Below are 20,458 nucleotides of genomic sequence, written 5' to 3' on the forward strand. Positions count from 1 at the left end.
GGTTCTCGCACCGTCTAAGGTGTCGGTGTGAAAATCGCAGTCGTCGGCCTCGGTTACGTGGGTCTGTCCAACGCCGTCATCCTGGCCCAGCGCAACGAGGTGGCCGCCCTCGACCTCGACTCCGCGCGGGTGGAGTCGGTCAACCAGCGCCGCTCCCCGATCGTCGACGGGGAGCTGGAGGACTACCTGGCGTCGAAGCCGTTGAACCTGCGCGCGACGACCGATCCGGCCGACGCCTACACCGGCGCGTCCTTCGTCGTCATCGCCACGCCGACGGACTACGACCCGAGGACGAACTACTTCGACACGTCGAGCGTCGAGTCGGTGATCGCGGACATCTGCGGGCTCGCCCCCCAGGCCACCATCATCGTCAAGTCCACCGTCCCGGTCGGCTTCACCGCCCGCATGCGCGACCGGCATCCGCAGGCCAGGGTCATCTTCTCGCCGGAGTTCCTCCGGGAGGGCAGGGCGCTCTGGGACAACCTGCACCCGAGCCGCATCATCGTCGGGGACACATCGGCCGAGGCCAAGCAGTTCGCCGACCTCCTCGTCGAGGGCGCCGAGTCGACCGATGTGCCGGTGCTGCTGACGAACCCCACCGAGGCCGAGGCCACCAAGCTCTTCGCCAACACCTACCTCGCGATGCGCGTCGCCTACTTCAACGAGCTCGACACCTACGCGGCGACCCACGGGTTGGACGCCAAGTCGATCATCGAGGGGGTCGGCCTCGACCCGCGCATCGGGGCGCACTACAACAACCCGTCGTTCGGCTACGGGGGGTACTGCCTGCCCAAGGACACCAAGCAGCTGCTCGCCAACTACGACCAGGTCCCACAGACGCTGATCCGGTCGATCGTCGACTCGAACACGACGCGGAAGGACTTCATCGCGAGGGACATCCTCCGGCGCGATCCGCAGGTCGTCGGCATGTACCGGCTCGTGATGAAGGAGGGGTCCGACAACTTCCGCAGCTCGAGCATCCAGGGCATCATGAAGCGGATCAAGGCCAAGGGCGTCGAGGTCATCGTCTACGAGCCGACGCTCGAGTCGGACCACTTCTTCCACTCGCGCGTCGTCCGTGACCTCGACGCCTTCAAGGCGGAGGCCGACGTCATCGTGGCGAACCGGCACTCCGACGACCTGGCTGACGTCGTCGACAAGGTCTACACGCGGGACATCTACGGCCGCGACTGATCGGCTCTCCGGCACGAGTGGCCCTGGGCCGGGCGAGGCAGCGCCTCAGGTGAGCTCGGTCAGCCCGCGTCCGGTCAGCTCGTCGACGACCCGCTTGACGTCCTGGGCGCGCTCCTTCGTCGTCACGAGCAGGGCGTCGGCGGTGTCGATGACGACGATGTCGTCGAGCCCGACGATGGCCACCGCCCGTCCGCTGTCGGCCGCGACGATGCCCGTCGAGTCGACGGCAACGATGTCGTCCACGCCGGTGATCACCTCGAGCGACCGAGCCTTGCCGCGGCCGAGAATCGTTGCGAGTGAAGCGAAGTCGCCGATGTCGTCCCAGCCGATGGACGCCGGTACGACGGCAACCCGTCCGGCGGCTGCCGCCGGCTCCGCCACGGCATGGTCGATGGCGATCTTGCGCAGCGAGGGCCACAGGTCCTGCATGCGACGCGGGTCGCTCGCGATGATCCGGAGGTTGTCGACGAGATCGGGGTGGTGCTCGGCCAGCAGCTCGAGCAGAGTCGTCGCGCCGGCGACGAACATCCCTGCGTTCCAGCGATACTCGCCCGACTCCACGTAGCGCCGCGCGGACTCCGGGTCTGGCTTCTCGACGAACTCGAGGACCCGATGGGCGTGGGGCGCCCCCTCGATGTCCAGGCCCGAGCCCTGCTTGATGTAACCGAACCCGGTGGCCGCATGCGTCGGCTCGATGCCGATGGTGACGAGCTCGCCGGTGCGCGCCGCCGCGGCCGCCTCCGCAACGACAGCGTGAAAGGCGGCGACGTCCGTGATGACGTGGTCCGCGGCGAACGAGCCGAGGATCGCCTCGGGGTCGCGTCGCTCGAGGATGGCCGCGGCGAGCCCGATGGCCGGCATCGAGTCCCGGGGTGACGGCTCCGCGACGACGTCGTCGCGGCGCAGCATCGGCAGCTGGCTGCGCACGGCATCCTCGTGGGCTGCTCCGGTGACGACGAGGAAGCGGTCCTCGACGAGGGGCGAGAGCCGGTCCCACGTCATCCGCAGCAGCGAGCGCCCCGACCCGGTCAGGTCGTGGAGGAACTTCGGGGAGGCCCGACGCGAGAGCGGCCACAGCCGTGTGCCTGACCCGCCCGCGGGGATGACCGCCCACAGTCCCTCGATGTGGGTTCCCTCAGACATGGGGCAGAACCTACCGACAAACCGCCATGCCGTATGCCGCTGGGCTGGCTTCCGCTGAACCGAACCTCCCGCGCGCCCTCCCTTTGCGTCGAGTGTGCAGAGGACCCTCCCTTTGCGTCGAGTGTGCAGAAGATGCCGCCCAGCGGGCGGCATCATCTTCTGCACACTCGACGAAGGAGGAGAGGACGACGAGGGGAAGGGTCAGGTCGTCGGGAAGTCGCGCTGCCGGAGGGCGCCCGCCCCGACCGCCACGAGGCCCGCGGCGATGGCCGTCAGCGTGATGAGGGGCGTCATGACGAGGTCCGCCGCGGGCAGGCCTGGCACGTGGCCGAAGGGCGACAGGCTCTGCACCCAGTCGGGCAGTCCGAAGATCGCGCCGAACTCGCCGAGCAGCAGGAACCCGATGAGGACCGCCCAGACGAGCCCCGTGTGCCGTGGAAGGAGTCCGACGAACACGAGGGCGATGCCCACACAGACCCAGATGGCCGGGAGGGTCACGATGCTTGCGCCGACGAGCCGGCCGATCGACCCTGCGGCGTCGCCGGTTCGCTGGCTGTCGGCCAGCCCGGCGGCGATGCCGACGAGCACCATGACGAGCGTCGTCGCCAGGACCGCGACGCCGACGTGGGACAGGGCCCAGCGGGGCCGCGTCACCGACGTCGCGAGGACCGACTCGCCGCGGAGCGAGGCCTCCTCGGACCGCAGTCGGGTCACGAGCGAGATGCCCATGGCCGCCACTGCAACCGACGCGATGTGCAGCTCGGCGGAGAAGAAGACGTCGACGATCGTGCCTGCTCCGCCGCCCAGCTTGCGCAGCATCTCCGCTGTCTGCGGCGAGTCCATGAGTGACTGGACGTTCCCGGCAATGGAGCCGACGACGGAGCCGAGCACGACCGCCGTGATCACCCACCCGATGGCGGTGCCCCGCGCGAGGTACGCGGTGAGCGCCTCGACCGTGCGCATCCGGCTCCGGGCGGGGCCGGGGCGAGGCGGGATGACGCCCGCGCCGAGGTCGCGCCGCTCGAGCAGGATGAAGGCCGTCGCGCAGAGCAGCCCGAACGCCGCGATGCCCAGCAGCAGAGGCCAGAGCCGATTCGCGCCGTAGGGCGAGACCTTCTCGCCCCAACCGATCGGTGAGAGCCAGGTGAGGAAGTTCAGCGCGCTGCCCTCTTCGGCGGTGTCTCCCACAGCTCGCAGCAGGAAGGCGACGGCCAGGGCGCCGAGGGAGAAGGCGGCGGTGCCACGTGCAGTCTCGGTGAGCTGCGCTGCGAACGCCGTGACACCGACCCACGTCAGTCCCATGGTCAGCCAGGCGACCCCCAGGGCGACGGACCCCGTCCGGTCGAGACCGACGGCGACGGCGGACATGGTGGTCAGCAGGCCGGTGACGAGCACAGCGAGCACGCCGAGCAGAATGGCAGCACCCAGGGGCGCACGACGGCCGACGACGCCGGCCCCGACGAGCTCGAGCCGCCCCTCCTCCTCCTCGGTCCGGGTGTGCCGTCGCACGACGATGTAGGCGAGCAGGCAGAGGAAGACCCCACCGAGCAGGATGGTCTTGAAGACCGCGAAGGCATCGATCGTGGGACTGGTCAGGGGGCCGTACATGGCCACCAGCGCGGGGTTGGTGAAGATGTCACCCATTGCACCGAGCGCTGAGTCGGTGGTCGGGTAGAGGTCGATCGTCGCCTGCGCCGATCCCGCGACGAGGACGACGAGCGCGATGACGCTGACCGGGATGAGGACCCGGTCGCGTCGGGCCGCGAGGCGCAGCAGGGCACCCGTGCCGGTGAAGCCGCTCATCGGGTCGTCGCCGCCTCGGGGGCCGACGGGTCCCCCTCGCTCCCAGCCAAGCCGCTCGGAGAGCTGCGGTACTGCGCCATGAAGAGCTGCTCGAGGGTCGGGGGAGCGCTGGTCAGGCTCTTGATGCCGTGGCGGCCGAGTAGCTCGAGCAGCTGCCCGAGGTGGTTCGACTCGACGGTGCACACGACGTGGTGGTCGGTGACCCCGACGTCGCCGAGCCCGGGAACGGTCGCCAGCTGCTCGGCCGTCACAGGTTGTGCCAGCGTGGCGTCCACGGTGGTTCTGGCCAGGTGCCGCAGCTGGGCGAGGGATCCGGACTCGACATTGCGCCCGTCGCGGATGATGCTCACGCGGTCGCAGAGCGACTCGACCTCGCTCAGGATGTGGCTCGACAGGAGGATCGTCACGCCCTCGTCGCGTCGCTCGCGGGCCGTGTCCTTGAAGACCGCCTCCATGAGCGGGTCGAGGCCCGCCGTCGGCTCATCGAGGAGGAGCAGCTCGACGTCGGAGGCGAGCGCCGCGATGAGCGCGACCTTCTGCCGGTTGCCCTTCGAGTAGGACCGCCCCTTCTTGGTCGGGTCGAGGTCGAAGCGCTGGAGCAGCTCGGCCCGACGCCGCTCGTTGAGGCCGCCACGGAGGTTACCGAGCAGGTCGATCACCTGGCCACCGGTGAGGTTCGGCCACAGGGCTACGTCGCCGGGGACGTAGGCGAGCCGCCGGTGCAGGGTCTCCACGTCCCGCCACGGATTCTCGCCGAGGAGGCTCGCGCTGCCGCTGTCGGAGCGCAGCAGCCCGAGCAGGATCCGGATCGTCGTGGACTTGCCGGCGCCGTTGGGCCCGAGGAAGCCGTGGATCTCGCCCGCGTCGACCTCGAGGTCGAGTCCGTCGAGCGCGATCGTGGTGCCGAAACGCTTGTGGAGGTCAGTGACCTGAATCGCTGCGGTCATACGCGGCACACTACACAGCATTCAGCAAGTAGTGAATGTTATTAACGATGCGATACCGTCCCCTCATGAGGCTGCTGGAAGAGGGGACAACGGATCGCAACGAGCGGGCCGAAGCTCTGGCCCGCGACGACCGGGCGGTCCGGCTCTACGTCGAGCGGTTCGGCGACGTCCTGACCGACGCCGGCATGCCTCGACTCGCGGGGCGCGTCTTCGCCCAGCTCCTCGCTGACGATGACGGCCGGATGACGTCCACAGAGCTCACCGAGTCCCTCGGCGTCAGTCCCGCGGCGATCTCCGGCGCGATCCGCTATCTCGCCCACGCGATGCTCATCGGCAAGGAACGGGAGCGCGGTTCCCGGCGTGACGTCTACGTCGTGCAGACGGACGCCTGGCACACGGCGATGCTGAGCCGCGACCGGCTCCTGACGCAGATGGAGGCGAGCGTCCGATCCGGTCTGGAGGCCGTCGGCCCGGACACTCAGGCCGGGCGGCGGCTCCAGCTCACCGTCGAGTACTTCGACTACCTCTTCGAGAAGATGGAGTCGATCCGGACGGGCTGGGAGGAGCGCAAGGCCGAGGTCATTCGCGACTGGCCCACCGACCACTGACCCGGCCACCCGACCGGGAACCGACGTGCGCAGGCGAGCACAGCGGCATACGACCAAGGGGTGAACGCACCACGTGAGATCGGCGACGTTCGGGCTCCCGGCCGGCGCTGGGGCAGGCCGACGCCACTACGCTCGGCAGCATGGCTGACAGCACTGGCGCGCGCTCGGAGTCCGACCTGCCGATCGAGGCCGTCTACGGCGCCGGCGCGCTGGACGGGTTCGACCCGGAGGCCAAGCTGGGCGAGCCCGGCAGCTACCCGTTCACGCGTGGCGTCTACCCGTCGATGTACACCGGCAAGCCGTGGACGATGCGCCAGTACGCGGGCTTCGGCACGGCGAAGGAGTCGAACGAGCGCTACCACCAGCTCGTCAGGGCGGGCACCGGCGGGCTGTCCGTCGCCTTCGACCTGCCGACTCAGATGGGCTACGACTCGGACGAGTCGATCGCGCACGGTGAGGTGGGCAAGGTCGGCGTGGCGATCGACTCGCTCGACGACATGCGCACCCTGTTCAACGGGCTACCGCTCGACAAGATCTCGACGTCGATGACGATCAACGCCCCCGGGTCGACGCTGCTCCTGCTCTACCAGCTCGTCGCCGAGGAGCAGGGCGTCGCCGGGGACCAGCTGACCGGCACGATCCAGAACGACGTGCTCAAGGAGTACATCGCCCGCGGCACGTACATCTACCCGCCGCGCGAGTCGCTGCGCCTCATCGCCGACGTCTTCGCGTACTGCCACAAGGAGCTGCCGCGCTGGAACACGATCTCCATCTCCGGCTACCACATGGCAGAGGCCGGTGCGACGCCCGTGCAGGAGATCGCCTTCACGCTGGCGAACGCGATGGAGTACGTCCGCGCCGCCCAGGCCGCGGGGCTCGACGTCGACGACATCGCGCCGCGCCTCTCCTTCTTCTTCGTGGCCCGCACGACGCTGCTGGAGGAGGTGGCCAAGTTCCGGGCGGCCCGGCGGATCTGGGCGCGGATCATGCGTGACGACTTCGGCGCCAAGAACCCCAAGAGCCAGATGCTGCGGTTCCACACCCAGACCGCCGGCGTCCAGCTGACCGCGCAGCAGCCCGAAGTCAACCTGGTCCGGGTCGCCCTCCAGGGCCTGGGCGCGGTCCTCGGCGGCACGCAGTCGCTGCACACCAACTCCTTCGACGAGGCCATCGCCCTGCCGACCGAGAAGGCTGCCCGCCTCGCGCTGCGCACCCAGCAGGTGATCGCCTACGAGACCGACGTCACCAAGACGGTCGACCCGTTCGCGGGCTCCTACGTCGTCGAGTCGATGACCGACGACGTCGAGGCGGCGGCGCTGGCGCTGATCCAGGCCGTCGAGGACAAGGGCGGCGCCGTCGCGGCGATCGAGCAGGGGTTCCAGAAGTCCGAGATCGAGCGCTCTGCCTACCGCGTCCAGCTCGAGATCGACGAGGGTGAGCGGACCGTGGTCGGCGTCAACAAGTACGCGCTCGACGAGGAGGAGGCCTACGAGCCGCTCCGCGTGGACCCGCAGATCGAGATGGACCAGAGACAGCGTCTGCAGCGGCTGCGCGCCGAGCGGGACAACGACGCCGTCAAGGCCGCCCTGGCCGAGCTGCAGGAGGCCGCCCGCGGTACCGACAACGTGTTGTACCCCATGAAGCAGGCGTTGCAGGCCCGCGCCACCGGCGGCGAGGTCGCCCACGCGCTCCGTGAGGTGTGGGGCACCTACCAGCCGCGCGAGACCTTCTAGAACCAAAACCAGCAGGCCGTATGCCGCTGGGCCCGCTCCCAGCCCCACGCTGAGTCCCGCTCCGGCCGGGTCGTCCAGCTCGCTTCCAGCCCCACGCTGAGCCCCGTTCCGGCCGGGTCGTCCTGCTCGCTCCCAGCCCCACGCTGAGTCCCGTTCCGGCCGGGTCGTCCTGCTCGCTCCCAGCCCCACGCTGAGTCCCGCTCCGGCCGGGTGCGATGGGTCAACCAACCGGAACTCCAGCCCCGGCCGCGCTCAGGCGACCCGGACGCGGCCCTGCTTCCGGTTGGTTGACCCCGCGTGGCTTGCGTCAGCCGATTGCGAACGGCCCTTGCCACGGGGGAGGAACAGTGCGGCGAGGGCGGCGATGCCGACGGCGACCGCGCCGGTGAGCAGGGCCGGCCCGACAGCGCCGTCGTAGCCGACCGGTGTCAGCTGCCCGCCGGCGCCGAGGAAGACCGCGGTCAGCGTCGCGACGCCGAGGGTCACGCCGAACTCCCGGATCGTCGCATTGGCCGAGCTGGCGATGGCGAAGTCCTCGTGCGGGAGGTCCTGGAGGACGGCCGTCGACGCGGGGGCGAAGGTCAGCCCCATGCCGATGCCGGCGAGCGCGAGCGGCGGCACGAAGGCCCCGTAGTCGAGGCCGGCCTCGGTGATGACGGCGAACCACGCGAGGGCCACGGTCTGCAGGGCGAGCCCACTGACGAGCAGGGTGCGCACACCGACCCTCGGTGCCAGCGCACCGGCGAGAGGTGCGATGGCCATCGGGGCCGCGGTCCACGGGAGCGTCCGGATGCCCGCCTCGAGCGGGCTGTAGCCCTGCACGATCTGGAGGTACTGCGACAACAGGAAGACGGCGCCGAACATGCCCAGGGCGAAGAAGAGCCCGACGACGTTCGCAGCCGAGAAGCTCCTCGACCGGAAGAGCCGCAGCGGCAGCACCGCGTCGTGCCGGCGGGCGGCCCAAGGCACGTAGGCCAGGAGCAGCAGGGCTGCGCCGATGAGCAGCGTGAGCACGCCGGGGGAGGCCCAGCCGTCGTCGTTGCCGTGCACGATTCCCCACGTCGCCAGGAACACCGCGCCGCCGAGCAGGCCGGTGCCGACCAGGTCGAGCCGCGTGAAGGTGCCCCGCGACTCCGGCACCGCGACGAGGAGCAGCCCGATGGCGATGACGGCGATCGGCACGTTGACCCAGAAGATCGCCTCCCAGCTGATGCCCTGCACGATGGCACCGCCCACGACCGGACCGACGGCGACGCCGAGCCCGGACACGCCGCCCCAGATGCCGATCGCCATGGGTCGGAGCCGCTCCGAGACCGAACCGGCGAGGAGGGCCAGGGACAGCGGCATGATCGCTGCGGCGCCGAAGCCCTGCACGGCGCGCGCGACGACGAGGGCCTCCGACGTCGAGCTGAGCGCTGCGCCGATGGAGCCGATGGTGAAGATGACGATCCCCGCGGCCATGACCCGTCGTCGGCCGAGCCGGTCACCCAGCGTCGCTGCCGGCAGCATGAAGGCCGCGAAGGCCAGCGTGTAGGCGTTGAGGAACCACGAGAGCTGCCCGACGGTGGCGTCCAGCTCTGCCTGGATGACGGGCAGGGCCGTCGTCATGACGAGGTTGTCCAGCGTGGCGAGGAACATCGGCAGCGAGGTGGCCACGAGGACGAGCCACAGGGCGGTGGCCGGTCGAGTCCGTTCGCGGGATTCGCTAGGCGGCTTCTCGACCTTGGTTGTCGAGTCTGTGGAGGGGGCGCCGGTCAAGGTGCTCATGTCGAGGACCCTTCTATGCATTGGATGATTACTAACGAACAGCTCGACAATAGGTAATCGACTGATAACATGTCAACATGTCTTCCGCCTCGACGTCTGCACCCACCGCCACCCGCATGTCCGCCGGCGCCCGCCGCGAGCTCATCCTCACCGCCGCGACCCGCGCCTTCGCCGAACAGGGCTACGCCGCGACCACCACGGACACCGTCGCCCGGGAGGCCGGCGTCAGCCAGCCCTACGTGGTGCGGATGTTCGGCACCAAGCTCCAGCTCTTCGTCGAGGTCTTCGAGCACGCCGGCGCGCGGATCATCGAGGCGTTCGGGCGCGAGCTCGACGCACAGCCCTTCGACCCCGACGAGCCGGACGACTGGACGCGGCTCGGCCACGCCTACAAGGAGCTCGTCGAGGACCGCGACTTCCTGCTCGTCATGCTGCACGGCTTCACCTCGGCCGGCGTCGAGGAGATCGGGGTGGCCGCCCGCGAGTCCATGGGGCGGATCTTCGCCCTCCTCCGCCGCACCGGAGGCACGGACGAGCAGCTGCGCGTCTTCGTCGCCCACGGCATGCTCATCAACGTCCTCGTCGCCATGCGGGCGCCCGAGCACCTGGGCGAAGGTGGCCCGCTGGCCGACCTGATGGCCTGCGCCATGCAGGAGTTCCGCCCGGTCAGCGGCTGACCCCCGCACCCGGGTCCGGGGGTCAACCAACCGGAAGTCCAGCCCCCGCTCGTGCTCAGCCAGCCCGCACCCGGCCCTTGCTTCCGGTTGGCTGACCCCGCTCGGCGAGCCGCAGCGCCACCGTTCGCTGGATGACGGAGGCCACCCACTCAGCCTCGAACATCACCTGCTCCCAGGTGAACCGGAGCACCAGCCACCCACGGGCCACCAGCTCGTCATATCGCTTGCAGTCGCGTCGCATCGCAGGCCGCTTCCCGTGGAACTCGAAGCTGTCCGCCTCGAGCACGATGCCCAGCTCCGGGTCGGCGAGGTCGACGCGGGCGTAGAAGTCGTCATGGCGGATGCGGTGCTGCGGGTCCGGCTCAAGTCCTCGAACGCCCCGGGCGATGGCCCGCAGCACCGACTCGAACGGGTTGGCCGGACGGCGACTCGCAGCGGCCACCACGCACCGCACCTTGACCAGCTGCCGCGGGCCGAGCCACTCGGCCCGTTCCAGCACCGCTGCACGTTTGAAACCAGAGCGCAGCGCCGAGTCCGCGACGGCCAGCGCCTCGTCGAACGGCAGGTCCAGGCAACAGTCAATGACGGTCCGCTCCTTGCTGGTCACCCAGCCATCGACGACGTCCTCCGCGGCGAGATCGCGCCAGTGGAGCACCACCCCGTCGCCCGACCCGGCCGGCAGGCTGCGCTTGGACCGCACCGTGACGTGCGGCACGTCGGGGGTGTGTTTCACCGCCCAGCCCCAGTGGTTGGCCGCCGACAGGTGGGAGGCGGTTCCAGTCAGGCGCATGGCCTCCAACCGGCCCCCCTCCGCGATGGGCAGCGAGTACCACCCGTGGGCGGTGCGCACGATCGATCCGTCGACCAGTGCGCTGTCGATCTTCCGCCAGTGGGTGAGTGCGCGGAGCTGGTCCCGACGGGCGATGCCGCCGAGTCTGCGGAGGGCGGTCTGCGGATGCATGGTCCCAGCCTCTGACTCAGCCGCCACGCCGCGCTGACATTGTCCACAGGGGTCAACCGACCGGAACGCCAGCCGCATCCACGCTCACCGGACCAGCGCCCACCGCCTACTTCCGGTTGGTTGACCCCTGGGGACAGCCCGCGCACGCGGTCATGCCGGGCAGCGCGACGATGAAGCAGCACGACGTTCTCCTGGCTGGCTCTGCATACCGCCCGGCCGCGCCGGTAGCGCTGCGCACCGCGATGGCCCACACGTCGCTCACGACCCCCCACCTTTGCCGTGAGCTCATCTTGACGTCGGGCGCGTAGTCCCGCACCACACGCGTCACCAGTTGGCCGTATGCCGCTGAGCTCGCTTCCAGCGCAGCCTCCCTCGAGTGGCCGGCGGGCTCCACGACGCTGGCGTGACCGGGTCTGACGACGATGCGGGACGGGTAGAGCCCCGGCGCGAGCTGGAAACCCAGTCCCGTCGGGGAGGGGTCGATGACCACGGAGGCCAGCTCAGCGGCATACGCCAGCGGGGTTGCGACGACCTCGCACCACCACTGCAGGACGAAGGCAGCCGCCACGTGCGGCTTGCGCTCGGAGCCCTGTCGGGCGGCGAGTGCCTGCCGCCATGGCGCGAGCGGGTCGGCCCCGGCGGCAGCGTGCGCGGTGACGTCGGCGACCCACGTGACCGCACCCGTCGCCTCAACGGAGACGGTGACGTGGGGGAGCGCGCGGTCGACGACGTGCACGACCTCTTCGAGCGGGCGCGAGGACACTGCTGCTCCTTCGACGTGGTCGGGCGCCACCCATCCTCTCGGTAGACTCTCCTACTCGTGACCATGCCCCCGCCGTTCGACGAGATCTCCCGTGTCGTGACCGAGCACGAGGGCGAGCTCATCGACTTCCGGAGGGACCTGCACCGGCATCCCGAGCTGGGCCGGGCCGAGGTGCGCACGACTCGGCTCGTGGCGGAGCGCCTCGACAGCGCCGGCATCGCAGTGCGTCCGCTTCACGGGACCGGGCTGGTCGCGGACGTCGGCGCTCCCGAACCAGTCACCCGGGTCGCCCTGCGGGCGGACCTCGACGCCTTGCCGATTCGCGAGCAGACGGAGCTCGAGTTCGCCTCTCGCACCGACGGGGTCAGCCACGCCTGCGGTCACGACGTGCACACGACGGCGCTGCTCGGCGCCAGCCTCGCGCTCAAGGCGGTGGAGGACCTCCTGCGTGACCACGGCGTCGGTGTTCGGCTCGTCTTCCAGCCGGCAGAGGAGCTCATGCCCGGCGGCGCCCAGGACGTCGTCGCCCAGGACGGCCTGGCCGGGGTGGACCGGATCTTCGCGCTGCACTGCGACCCCGCCCTCGACGTGGGCCATGTCGGCCTGCGCGTCGGCCCGATCACCGCGGCTGCCGACCAGGTCGAGGTGACGCTCACCGGACGCGGCGGACACACCTCCCGGCCGCACCTGACGCAGGACCTGACGTACGCCCTCGCCAAGGTCGTCACCGACGTGCCCGCGGCGCTGTCACGCCGGCTGGACCCACGAGCGGCGGCGGCTCTCGTCTGGGGCTCCATCCACAGCGGCGGTGCGCACAACGTCATCCCGTCGACCGGCAGGGCGGGTGGCACGCTCCGGATGCTCGACGCCGAGACCTGGGAGGGGGTCGAGAAGCTTCTCGACGAGGTGGTCCACGCCGTCGTCGCGCCGTACGCCGTGGCCGCCGACGTGACGATCACCAAGGGCGTGCCACCGGTCGACAACGACGCCGCCTGCATCGACGCACTGACCGCCGCGGTCGTCGGTGCGGGGGCGACGGTTGCCTCGACGCCCCAGTCACTGGGCGGCGAGGACTTCGCGTGGTACCTGAGCCACGTTCCCGGCGCCATGGCCCGGCTCGGCACCCGCCGACCGGGGGGCCCGACCTACGACCTGCACCGGGGCGACCTGGTCGTCGACGAGGGTGCGATCGCGGTCGGCGCGAGCACGCTGGCCGGCTGTGTGCTGGCCTCCGCCGCACACCACCTCCTGCCCCGGCCGACCGGGATGCGTGCGCCTCGCACGCGGTAGCGGATCGGTAACACTTGCGGCGAGTTTGGCGGAGTGCTCCAAATCGTGGCGCTGTCCGGGTCTACAGTGCGTGGCATCAGGGCCGATGTCGTCATCGGCCGATGGAGTGAAGGAGCAACCCTTGCGTCACGCAACCAAGATCGCAGCAGTCGTCGCCGCTGCCGCGCTCGGACTCGCTGCCTGTGGCAGTGACACCCCGGACGCCACCCCGGGGGCGAACGGCACCGGCACCGGAGCGCCTGCTGGCGAGCCGATCAAGGTCGGGCTCGCTTACGACGTTGGCGGGCGCGGAGACCAGTCCTTCAACGACGCTGCCGCTGCCGGGCTCGACAAGGCCAAGGCCGAGCTGGGTGTCGAGGGCCAAGAGGCGACCGCCACGTCGGGTGAGCCCGAGTCCGCTCGCGAGGAGCGCCTCGAGCAGCTCATCGACGCCGGTTACGACAACATCGTGGCCGTCGGCTTCGCGTACGCGAAGTCCGTCGGGATCGTCGCCAAGGCGAACCCGGAGGTCAAGTTCGCGATCGTCGACGATGCATCGCCCGACTCGGCTGGTCCGAACGTCCAGCAGATCACGTTCGCCGAGAACGAGGGCTCGTTCCTCGTCGGCGCGGCGGCGGCCCTCAAGTCGACGTCCAACGTCATCGGCTTCGTCGGTGGTGTGGAGACCGACCTCATCAAGAAGTTCGAGGCCGGCTACGTCATGGGCGCCAAGCAGGTCAAGCCCGACATCGACATCAAGATCCAGTACCTGACCCAGGTCCCCGACTTCTCCGGCTTCAACTCGGTCGACAAGGGCAAGGCGGCCGCCGACGGCATGTACCAGGCCGGCGCCGACGTCGTCTACCACGCGGCCGGCGGCTCGGGTGGGGGCGTGTTCCAGGCCGCGAAGGCCGCGAACAAGATGGCCATCGGCGTCGACTCCGACCAGGCCCTCACCGCTGACGCCGCGGTGCGCGACGTCATCATCACCTCGATGATCAAGAAGGTCGACGTCGGCGTCTTCGAGTTCATCAAGTCGGTCAGCGACGACACGTTTACGGCCGGCAACAAGGTGTTCGACCTGAAGGCCGGTGGCGTGGACTACTCCACGACGGGCGGCAAGATCGACGACATCAAGGGCCAGCTCGACGAGTTCAAGCAGAAGATCATCTCCGGCGAGATCAAGGTCCCCACGGCTCCCTGAGCCTCGAGACCCCATCCGGTCAGCCGTGGACGGCCCGGACGACGCGCCCGCGTTGTCCGGGCCGTTTACCGCCCAGCCGCCTGTCGACTGTGTACGTTCGGCGTGGTGGTTCATTTTCGGTCGCCGCCCGCGCCGTCGGGCCCTGATGAGGAGCGTGCGTCATCGTCCCCAATGACACAACCGCCAGCGTCCCGTCGCACCGGGGGTCGATGCCTGCGCCCACTGTGGAGCCGGCCGGGGCGCGTGGGGAGCCGGTGGTCGAGCTGCACGGGATCACCAAGCGGTTCCCCGGTGTCGTCGCCAACAAGGACATCGAGCTGACGGTGCATCGTGGGACGGTGCACGCCATCGTCGGCGAGAACGGCGCGGGCAAGTCGACGCTGATGAAGATCCTCTACGGGGTCCAGCAGCCCGACGAGGGGACGATCTCCGTCGAGGGGACCGTGCGAGCGCTGAAGTCACCCGCGGACGCGATCGACGCCGGGATCGGGATGGTGTTCCAGCACTTCCAGCTCGCCGACTACTTCACCGTCCTCGAGAACGTCGTCCTCGGGGCTGAGCGGCTCCACGGCATCGGCGACGCGGCCCGCGCGAAGGTCAGGGAGATCTCCGACGCCTATGGCCTGGGCATCGACCCGGACGTCCTCGTCGAGGACCTCGGCGTCGGAGCGCAGCAGCGCGTCGAGATCCTCAAGGTTCTCTATCGAGGCGCCCGGATCATCATCCTCGACGAGCCGACCGCCGTCCTCGTGCCCCAGGAGGTCGAGGAGCTCTTCGACAACCTCCGGGAGCTGAAGGCGGAGGGCCTGACCGTCATCTTCATCTCGCACAAGCTCGACGAGGTGCTCAGCGTCGCCGACGCGATCACCGTCATCCGGAGGGGAACGACGGTGGCCGAGGTCCTGCCCCAGGACGTCACCGCTCGCGACCTCGCTGAGCTCATGGTCGGCTCAGAGCTGCCGTCGCCGAGTACCGAGGAGTCGACCGTCACCGAGACGCCCCTGCTCGTCATCGAGGACACCTCCCTCGACAACCCCCTCGGCGGGCGTCCCCTGCTCAGCGAGATCGAGCTGACCATCCGCGCGGGCGAGATCGTCGGAATCGCCGGCGTGGAGGGCAACGGCCAGGACGAGCTGGTCGAGGTGATCATGGGAATCCGCGAGCCCTCATCGGGCCGCATCCTGCTCGGCGAGGTGGACACCTCCACCTGGGAGACCCGGGAGCTCCGGGAGGCCGGCGTCGGCTACATCCCCGCGGACCGGCACCGGCATGGGCTGCTGCTCGAGGCACCCCTGTGGGAGAACGTCATCCTGGGTCACCAGACCGAGCCGATCTACGCCTCCGGGCCGGGGGGCTCGCTGGTCAACGCGGGTGCCGCACGGAAGGAGACCGAAGAGGTCGTCAAGCAGTACGACGTCCGGACGCCATCGATCCACGTGACTGCCGGCTCGCTGTCAGGCGGCAACCAGCAGAAGCTGATCATCGGCCGTGAGATGCGTCGCGAGCCCAAGGTGATGGTGGCCGCACACCCCACGCGCGGCGTCGACGTGGGCGCCCAGGCGGCGATCTGGGACCAGCTCAAGCGGGCGAGGCGCAACGGCCTTGCCGTCCTGCTCATCTCCGCCGACCTCGACGAGCTGATCGGCCTGTCCGACACCATCAGGGTCATCCTGCGAGGACGCCTGTCCGGGCCCTTCGATCCCGACACCGTGACGAAGGAAGAGCTCGGCGGGGCGATGACCGGGGCAACGGCGACGGACGGAGCAGCCTGATGAGCGACCGATTCGACCTGCGCCGGATCCTGATGAGCCTCGCCGCCCCGGCGCTGGCCATCGTCGTGGCCGTCATTGTCACGTCGGCCATCCTCGTCGCGGCCGGTGACCCCGTGGGCGAGGTCTGGAGCACCATCCTGTCGGTGCCGCGGCCACGGGTCGTGGTGGCGATCATCAACGCCTCGATCGTCTACTACATCTCGGCCATTGCCGTGGCGATCGGCTTCCGGATGAACCTGTTCAACATCGGCGTCGACGGGCAGTACCGGATCGCGGCGTTCGCCGCGGCGGTCGTGGTCGGCGAAGCCTGGCTGCCCGGGCCGCTCAACATTCTGCTCGGCCTCGTCGTGGCCATGCTCGCGGGCGGGATCTGGGCCGGGATCGCGGGTCTGCTCAAGGTCTATCGAGGAGTCTCCGAGGTCATCTCGACCATCATGCTCAACGCGATCGCGACGATCCTCGTCGCCTTCCTGCTCCGGAAGGTCGCCTTCCGGACCGAGGGATCCAACGTCGTCAGCACGAGGCCGCTGACCGAGGAGTCCCGGGTCCCCGGCATCCAGCTCATCCCAGGGGTGTCGCGCGAGGTGTACGGCTTCCTCTTCCTGGCCGTCATCGTCGGTTTCCTCTACTGGTTCATCCTCGAGAAGACCCGGTTCGGCTTCGACCTGCGGGCGACCGGCCGGTCGGAGACCGCGGCAGTAGCGAGCGGAGTCAAGGTCAAGCGCATGGTGATGACGTCCATGGTGCTCTCGGGTGTCGTCGCGGGGCTCGTCGGCATGCCGCTGCTCTTCGGCCAGGACTACTCCTACGGCTCCACGTTCCAGCCCGGTCTCGGCTTCGCGGGCATCGCCATCGCCCTGCTCGGTCGCAACAACGCCATCGGGATCGTCTTCGCCGCGCTTCTCTGGGGCTTCCTCGAGCAACAGTCCAACGCACTGCAGATCACCGCGGGGGTGAGCGACCGACTCGTGCTCATCATCCAGGGCGTCATCGTCCTGTCGGTCGTCATCGCCTACGAGGTGATCCGCCGGGCCAACGTTCGCTTCGAGCAGCGCAAGGTCGCGCAGGCGCTGGCCGAGCAAGGATCCATGACGAAGGAAGGGGCGCCGGCATGAGCCAGCTGACGACGCAGACCACGCCCGAATCGCCCGCCGGCGGTGCGCCGCGTCGGGGACTGTCCAACCTCGTCGGGTGGCGTCGCGTCCTCGTCCTCGCCGCCGTCGGCCTGGTCGTGGTCTCCCTGACCCGGGTCATCACGGGTGCGGACGACATGAGCTCGTCCGGCGCGCTCATCGCCGCCCTGGCCCTCGCAGCACCCATCGCCCTCGCTGGACTCGGCGGCCTCTGGTCCGAGCGTGCGGGCGTGGTCAACATCGGCCTCGAGGGCATGATGATCATGGGCACCTGGGGCGCAGCCTTCTTCGCGGTGCACTACGGCGCCTGGGCAGGCGTGCTGGGCGCCATCATGATGGGCGTCATCGGCGGGGCCATCCACGCCCTGGCAACGGTCATCTTCGGTGTCGACCACATCGTCTCCGGTGTGGCGCTCAACCTGCTCGGTGCTGGTGCGGCGGCCTACCTCGCCACGCGCACCTTCACGGAGACCGGTGGCACCCAGTCGCCGAGCCTGCCCGAGCTGCCGCGCCTGACCATCACGCCCCTCTCCGACGCCCTCGCGGACGTCGAGCAGGGTGGGGTCTTCATCCTCGCCGACGTCGCCAGCGTGCTGCGCGCCCTCGTCACCAACCTGTCCGTCCTGACGGTCATCGTCGTGCTGCTCCTCGTGGCCACCTGGTGGATCCTCTGGCGCACCGCATTCGGCCTGCGGCTGCGGTCCTGCGGGGAGTCACCGGTGGCCGCGGAGACGCTCGGCGTCAACGTGATCAGGTACAAGTTCATGGCGGTCCTCGTCTCCGGCGGGCTCGCCGGTCTGGGCGGGGGCTTCCTCGCCATGGTCGCGTCGAACCTCTACCGCGAGGGCCAGACCGGAGGCCGCGGCTACATCGGCCTCGCGGCCATGATCTTCGGCAACTGGCGCCCCGGAGGCCTCGCGGCCGGGGCCGGCCTGTTCGGCTACGCCGACACGGTGAACCTGCGTGGCGGTGGCAACATCGTGCGTGCCTACCTGCTGCCCTTCGGGGTGTTCCTCCTCCTGTGGGGCCTGTGGGCACTCTGGCGTCGCCGCAACGGACAGCGCGTGGTCGGAGTGGTCAGTGCGGTCACGGCGGTCGTCGTCCTCGTCTGGTTCATGGTCAGCTCGACCTTCCCCCGCGAGCTGACCGGCATGACGCCGTACCTCGCGACGCTCATCGTGCTGGCTTTCGCGTCACAACGACTACGGATGCCCAAGGCCGACGGCCTCGTCTATCGCAAGGGGGAGGCCTCGTGACGGAGGCTGGGCCGGGACCGAGCCCAGCGGCATACGACATCGACTGGGAGATTCTCCGCCGCCGTGCGGTGGAGCTCATGGAGCGGGCATACGCCCCCTACTCGGGCTTCCCGGTCGGCGTCGCGGGGCTCGTCGACGACGGGCGGGTCGTGGCCGGCTGCAACGTCGAGAACGCCTCCTACGGCGTTGGCCTCTGCGCCGAGTGCGGCATGGTGTCCGAGCTCCACGCGACCGGCGGCGGGCGCCTCGTCGCGGTCCACTGCGTCGGCCGCGACGGCACCGCCCTCATGCCCTGCGGTCGGTGTCGGCAGTTGCTGTGGGAGAACGGCGGGCCCGAGTGCCTCCTGATGACCCCCGAGGGCGTCCTGCCCATGACCCAGGTGCTCCCCCAGGCGTTCGGCCGAGAAGACCTGGACGCACTGGCGCGATAGGCGGCCGTATGCCGCTGGGCTGGGACATGATGGCACCGTGACCGAAGCCTTCGACGCCGTGGACATCATTGCTGCCAAGCGAGACCGCAACCAGCTGACTGACGAGCAGGTCGACTGGGTGATCGACGCCTACACGCGCGGTGTCGTGGCCGAGGAGCAGATGTCGGCGCTGGCCATGGCGATCTACCTCAACGGCATGAGCGCCGAGGAGATCGCCCGCTGGACCGACGCGATGATCAGGTCGGGCGAGCGGCTGGACTTCTCGGGGCTCTCCCGGCCCACCAGCGACAAGCACTCGACCGGTGGCGTCGGCGACAAGATCACGCTGCCGCTCGCACCGCTCGTCGCTGCATGCGGCGTCGCGGTGCCTCAGCTCTCCGGACGCGGGCTCGGCCACACCGGCGGCACCCTCGACAAGCTCGAGTCGATCCCGGGCTGGCGCGCCTCGCTGGGCAGCGACGAGATGATGCGCCAGCTCGAGGACGTCGGCGCCGTGATCTGCGCCGCGGGGGCTGGCCTCGCCCCCGCCGACAAGAAGCTCTATGCCTTGAGGGACGTGACCGCCACGGTGTCGTGCGTGCCCCTCATCGCGTCGTCGATCATGAGCAAGAAGATCGCCGAGGGCACCGGGTCCCTCGTGCTCGACGTCAAGGTGGGCTCCGGGGCCTTCATGAAGGAGCTCGGCCAGGCGCGCGAGCTGGCGGAGACCATGGTCCGGCTGGGCACGGACGCTGGAGTCGAGACCGTGGCGCTGTTGACGAACATGGCGACTCCGCTCGGGCTGACGGCCGGCAACGCCCTGGAGGTCCGCGAGTCGGTGGAGGTGCTCGAGGGTGGGGGGCCGCAGGACGTGGTCGAGCTGACGTTGGCCCTCGCCCGCGAGATGGTTGCCGCCGCCGGGAGGGGCGACGTCGACCCTGCGGACGCACTCGAGGACGGACGCGCCATGGACGTGTGGCGCCGGATGATCCGGGCCCAGGGCGGTGACCCCGACGCGGCGCTGCCGACGGCCAAGGAGACCCACCACCTCCTCGCGCCGGCCGACGGCGTCCTGGTCGAGCTCGATGCCCTCGCGGTCGGCGTGGCGGCCTGGCGCCTCGGTGCCGGGCGGGCGCGCAAGGAGGACCCGGTGCAGGCCGCCGCAGGGGTCGAGATGCACTACAAGCCCGGCGCAGTCGTCAGGGGCGGGGAGCCGCTGCTGACCCTGCACACCGATGACCCGGGGCGGTTCGACCGGGCTCTGGAAGCGCTCGACGGCGGGTTCACCATCGCCCCTGAGGGCTCGCGGCCGGACCTGCCCCCGATCGTCATCGACCGGATCGCCTGATCCGCCGTCCAAGTCACCTCCCCGTAGCACCCCCGGGGACCGCGTTTGAGCAGGTCAGGGCATGTGTCCGGTCCGTCCGTTGCCGGTCTGGGGCCGGTCCGTGGCCGGTCTGGGACCGGTCCAAGACGGGATTAGGAGATCGGCGGCGGGCCGTGTAGTGTTCTCTCTGCCGCAAGGGAAACCAAGCGAGCGGGTCCGGCGCCTCCAAGAGGCGGTCACGGATTTGACTCCCAAGCAGACGAGCGGCAAACTTGAAGGGTTGCCCCGGAGGCTGGTCTGTTGGCTGGTTGATGGTGTGTGTCCGGTTCTTGAGAACTCAACAGCGTGTCAAATGATCGATGCCAATTACCTCGTTGTGGGGGTGTGGCTGGCTGCCTTGTTTTGGGGTGGTTGGTTGTGTCTCCACGCGTTTTTTTATCCTTTGGTTGATGTGAATTTCTAGCTTTTGGCTAGTTGTTCTTGCTCAGTCA

The 20,458-nt window shown here is 69.7% G+C and carries 17 protein-coding genes; 11 read left to right on the forward strand and 6 right to left on the reverse strand.

Going from position 1 to position 20,458, the window contains the following annotated elements:
• The first annotated feature begins 27 nt into the window (after window positions 1-27).
• On the forward strand, window positions 28-1,194 hold the full coding sequence (locus VJN29_RS16005) for a nucleotide sugar dehydrogenase (protein WP_324144629.1): 1,167 nt from the start codon (window positions 28-30) through the stop codon (window positions 1,192-1,194).
• Window positions 1,195-1,239: 45 nt separating this feature from the next.
• Here the strand turns inward: VJN29_RS16005 and VJN29_RS16010 are convergent, their stop codons facing one another.
• The 3 genes from VJN29_RS16010 to VJN29_RS16020 form a co-directional block, all read right to left on the reverse strand.
• Window positions 1,240-2,337: a mannose-1-phosphate guanylyltransferase gene (locus tag VJN29_RS16010; RefSeq protein WP_324144630.1), complete on the reverse strand. Its 1,098-nt coding sequence runs from the start codon at window positions 2,335-2,337 to the stop codon at window positions 1,240-1,242.
• 201 nt (window positions 2,338-2,538) lie between these two features.
• Window positions 2,539-4,140 carry a polyketide antibiotic transporter gene (locus VJN29_RS16015; RefSeq protein WP_324144631.1) on the reverse strand — a complete coding sequence of 534 codons (1,602 nt, stop codon included), beginning with the start codon at window positions 4,138-4,140 and terminating at the stop codon, window positions 2,539-2,541.
• Window positions 4,137-5,087 (reverse strand): ABC transporter ATP-binding protein, encoded by a 951-nt coding sequence (locus VJN29_RS16020; RefSeq protein WP_324144632.1) that lies wholly within the window; start codon window positions 5,085-5,087, stop codon window positions 4,137-4,139. Before VJN29_RS16020 ends, VJN29_RS16015 begins: the two co-directional genes overlap by 4 nt.
• A 65-nt stretch (window positions 5,088-5,152) precedes the next feature.
• Between VJN29_RS16020 and VJN29_RS16025 the strand changes: the two genes are divergently transcribed.
• Together VJN29_RS16025 and VJN29_RS16030 are read left to right on the forward strand one after the other, a co-directional pair.
• Window positions 5,153-5,695, forward strand: a complete 543-nt coding sequence (locus tag VJN29_RS16025) for a transcriptional regulator TrmB (protein WP_324144633.1) — start codon at window positions 5,153-5,155, stop codon at window positions 5,693-5,695.
• 140 nt (window positions 5,696-5,835) lie between these two features.
• Complete coding sequence (locus VJN29_RS16030; RefSeq protein ID WP_324144634.1) at window positions 5,836-7,428, forward strand: acyl-CoA mutase large subunit family protein; 1,593 nt, start codon at window positions 5,836-5,838, stop codon at window positions 7,426-7,428.
• Window positions 7,429-7,680: 252 nt separating this feature from the next.
• Here VJN29_RS16030 and VJN29_RS16035 read toward each other — a convergent pair whose 3' ends face one another.
• Window positions 7,681-9,195 carry an MFS transporter gene (locus tag VJN29_RS16035; protein WP_324144635.1) on the reverse strand — a complete coding sequence of 505 codons (1,515 nt, stop codon included), beginning with the start codon at window positions 9,193-9,195 and terminating at the stop codon, window positions 7,681-7,683.
• Window positions 9,196-9,272: 77 nt separating this feature from the next.
• On the opposite strand from VJN29_RS16035, the gene VJN29_RS16040 reads away from it, so the two are divergent.
• A complete protein-coding gene (locus VJN29_RS16040) occupies window positions 9,273-9,872 on the forward strand; it encodes a TetR/AcrR family transcriptional regulator (protein WP_324144636.1) in 600 nt (199 codons plus the stop codon).
• A 55-nt stretch (window positions 9,873-9,927) separates the two neighbouring features.
• Here the strand turns inward: VJN29_RS16040 and VJN29_RS16045 are convergent, their stop codons facing one another.
• The gene (locus tag VJN29_RS16045) at window positions 9,928-10,833 is read right to left on the reverse strand and encodes a DUF559 domain-containing protein (protein WP_324144637.1); all 906 of its coding nucleotides are present in this window, start codon (window positions 10,831-10,833) and stop codon (window positions 9,928-9,930) included.
• Window positions 10,834-10,939: 106 nt separating this feature from the next.
• On the reverse strand, window positions 10,940-11,596 hold the full coding sequence (locus tag VJN29_RS16050) for a (2Fe-2S)-binding protein (protein WP_324144638.1): 657 nt from the start codon (window positions 11,594-11,596) through the stop codon (window positions 10,940-10,942).
• Window positions 11,597-11,659: 63 nt separating this feature from the next.
• Between VJN29_RS16050 and VJN29_RS16055 the strand changes: the two genes are divergently transcribed.
• The 7 genes from VJN29_RS16055 (at window position 11,660) to VJN29_RS16085 (ending at window position 19,988) form a co-directional block, all read left to right on the forward strand.
• A complete protein-coding gene (locus VJN29_RS16055) occupies window positions 11,660-12,886 on the forward strand; it encodes an amidohydrolase (protein ID WP_324144646.1) in 1,227 nt (408 codons plus the stop codon).
• Between the two features lie 121 nt (window positions 12,887-13,007).
• The gene (locus tag VJN29_RS16060; RefSeq protein WP_324144639.1) at window positions 13,008-14,069 is read left to right on the forward strand and encodes a BMP family ABC transporter substrate-binding protein; all 1,062 of its coding nucleotides are present in this window, start codon (window positions 13,008-13,010) and stop codon (window positions 14,067-14,069) included.
• A gap of 209 nt (window positions 14,070-14,278) precedes the next feature.
• Entirely contained in the window at window positions 14,279-15,841 is a 1,563-nt protein-coding gene (locus tag VJN29_RS16065; RefSeq protein WP_324144640.1) for an ABC transporter ATP-binding protein, read from the forward strand.
• On the forward strand, window positions 15,841-16,956 hold the full coding sequence (locus VJN29_RS16070; protein ID WP_324144641.1) for an ABC transporter permease: 1,116 nt from the start codon (window positions 15,841-15,843) through the stop codon (window positions 16,954-16,956). The genes VJN29_RS16065 and VJN29_RS16070 overlap by 1 nt, the downstream gene beginning before the upstream one ends.
• The gene (locus VJN29_RS16075; protein WP_324144642.1) at window positions 16,953-18,230 is read left to right on the forward strand and encodes an ABC transporter permease; all 1,278 of its coding nucleotides are present in this window, start codon (window positions 16,953-16,955) and stop codon (window positions 18,228-18,230) included. Before VJN29_RS16070 ends, VJN29_RS16075 begins: the two co-directional genes overlap by 4 nt.
• Window positions 18,227-18,661: a cytidine deaminase gene (locus tag VJN29_RS16080; RefSeq protein WP_324144643.1), complete on the forward strand. Its 435-nt coding sequence runs from the start codon at window positions 18,227-18,229 to the stop codon at window positions 18,659-18,661. Before VJN29_RS16075 ends, VJN29_RS16080 begins: the two co-directional genes overlap by 4 nt.
• A gap of 37 nt (window positions 18,662-18,698) precedes the next feature.
• A complete protein-coding gene (locus VJN29_RS16085) occupies window positions 18,699-19,988 on the forward strand; it encodes a thymidine phosphorylase (RefSeq protein ID WP_324144644.1) in 1,290 nt (429 codons plus the stop codon).
• Window positions 19,989-20,458 lie beyond the last annotated feature (470 nt).

Source organism: Intrasporangium sp. (assembly GCF_035280925.1).
Classification (GTDB): Bacteria; Actinomycetota; Actinomycetes; order Actinomycetales; family Dermatophilaceae; genus Intrasporangium.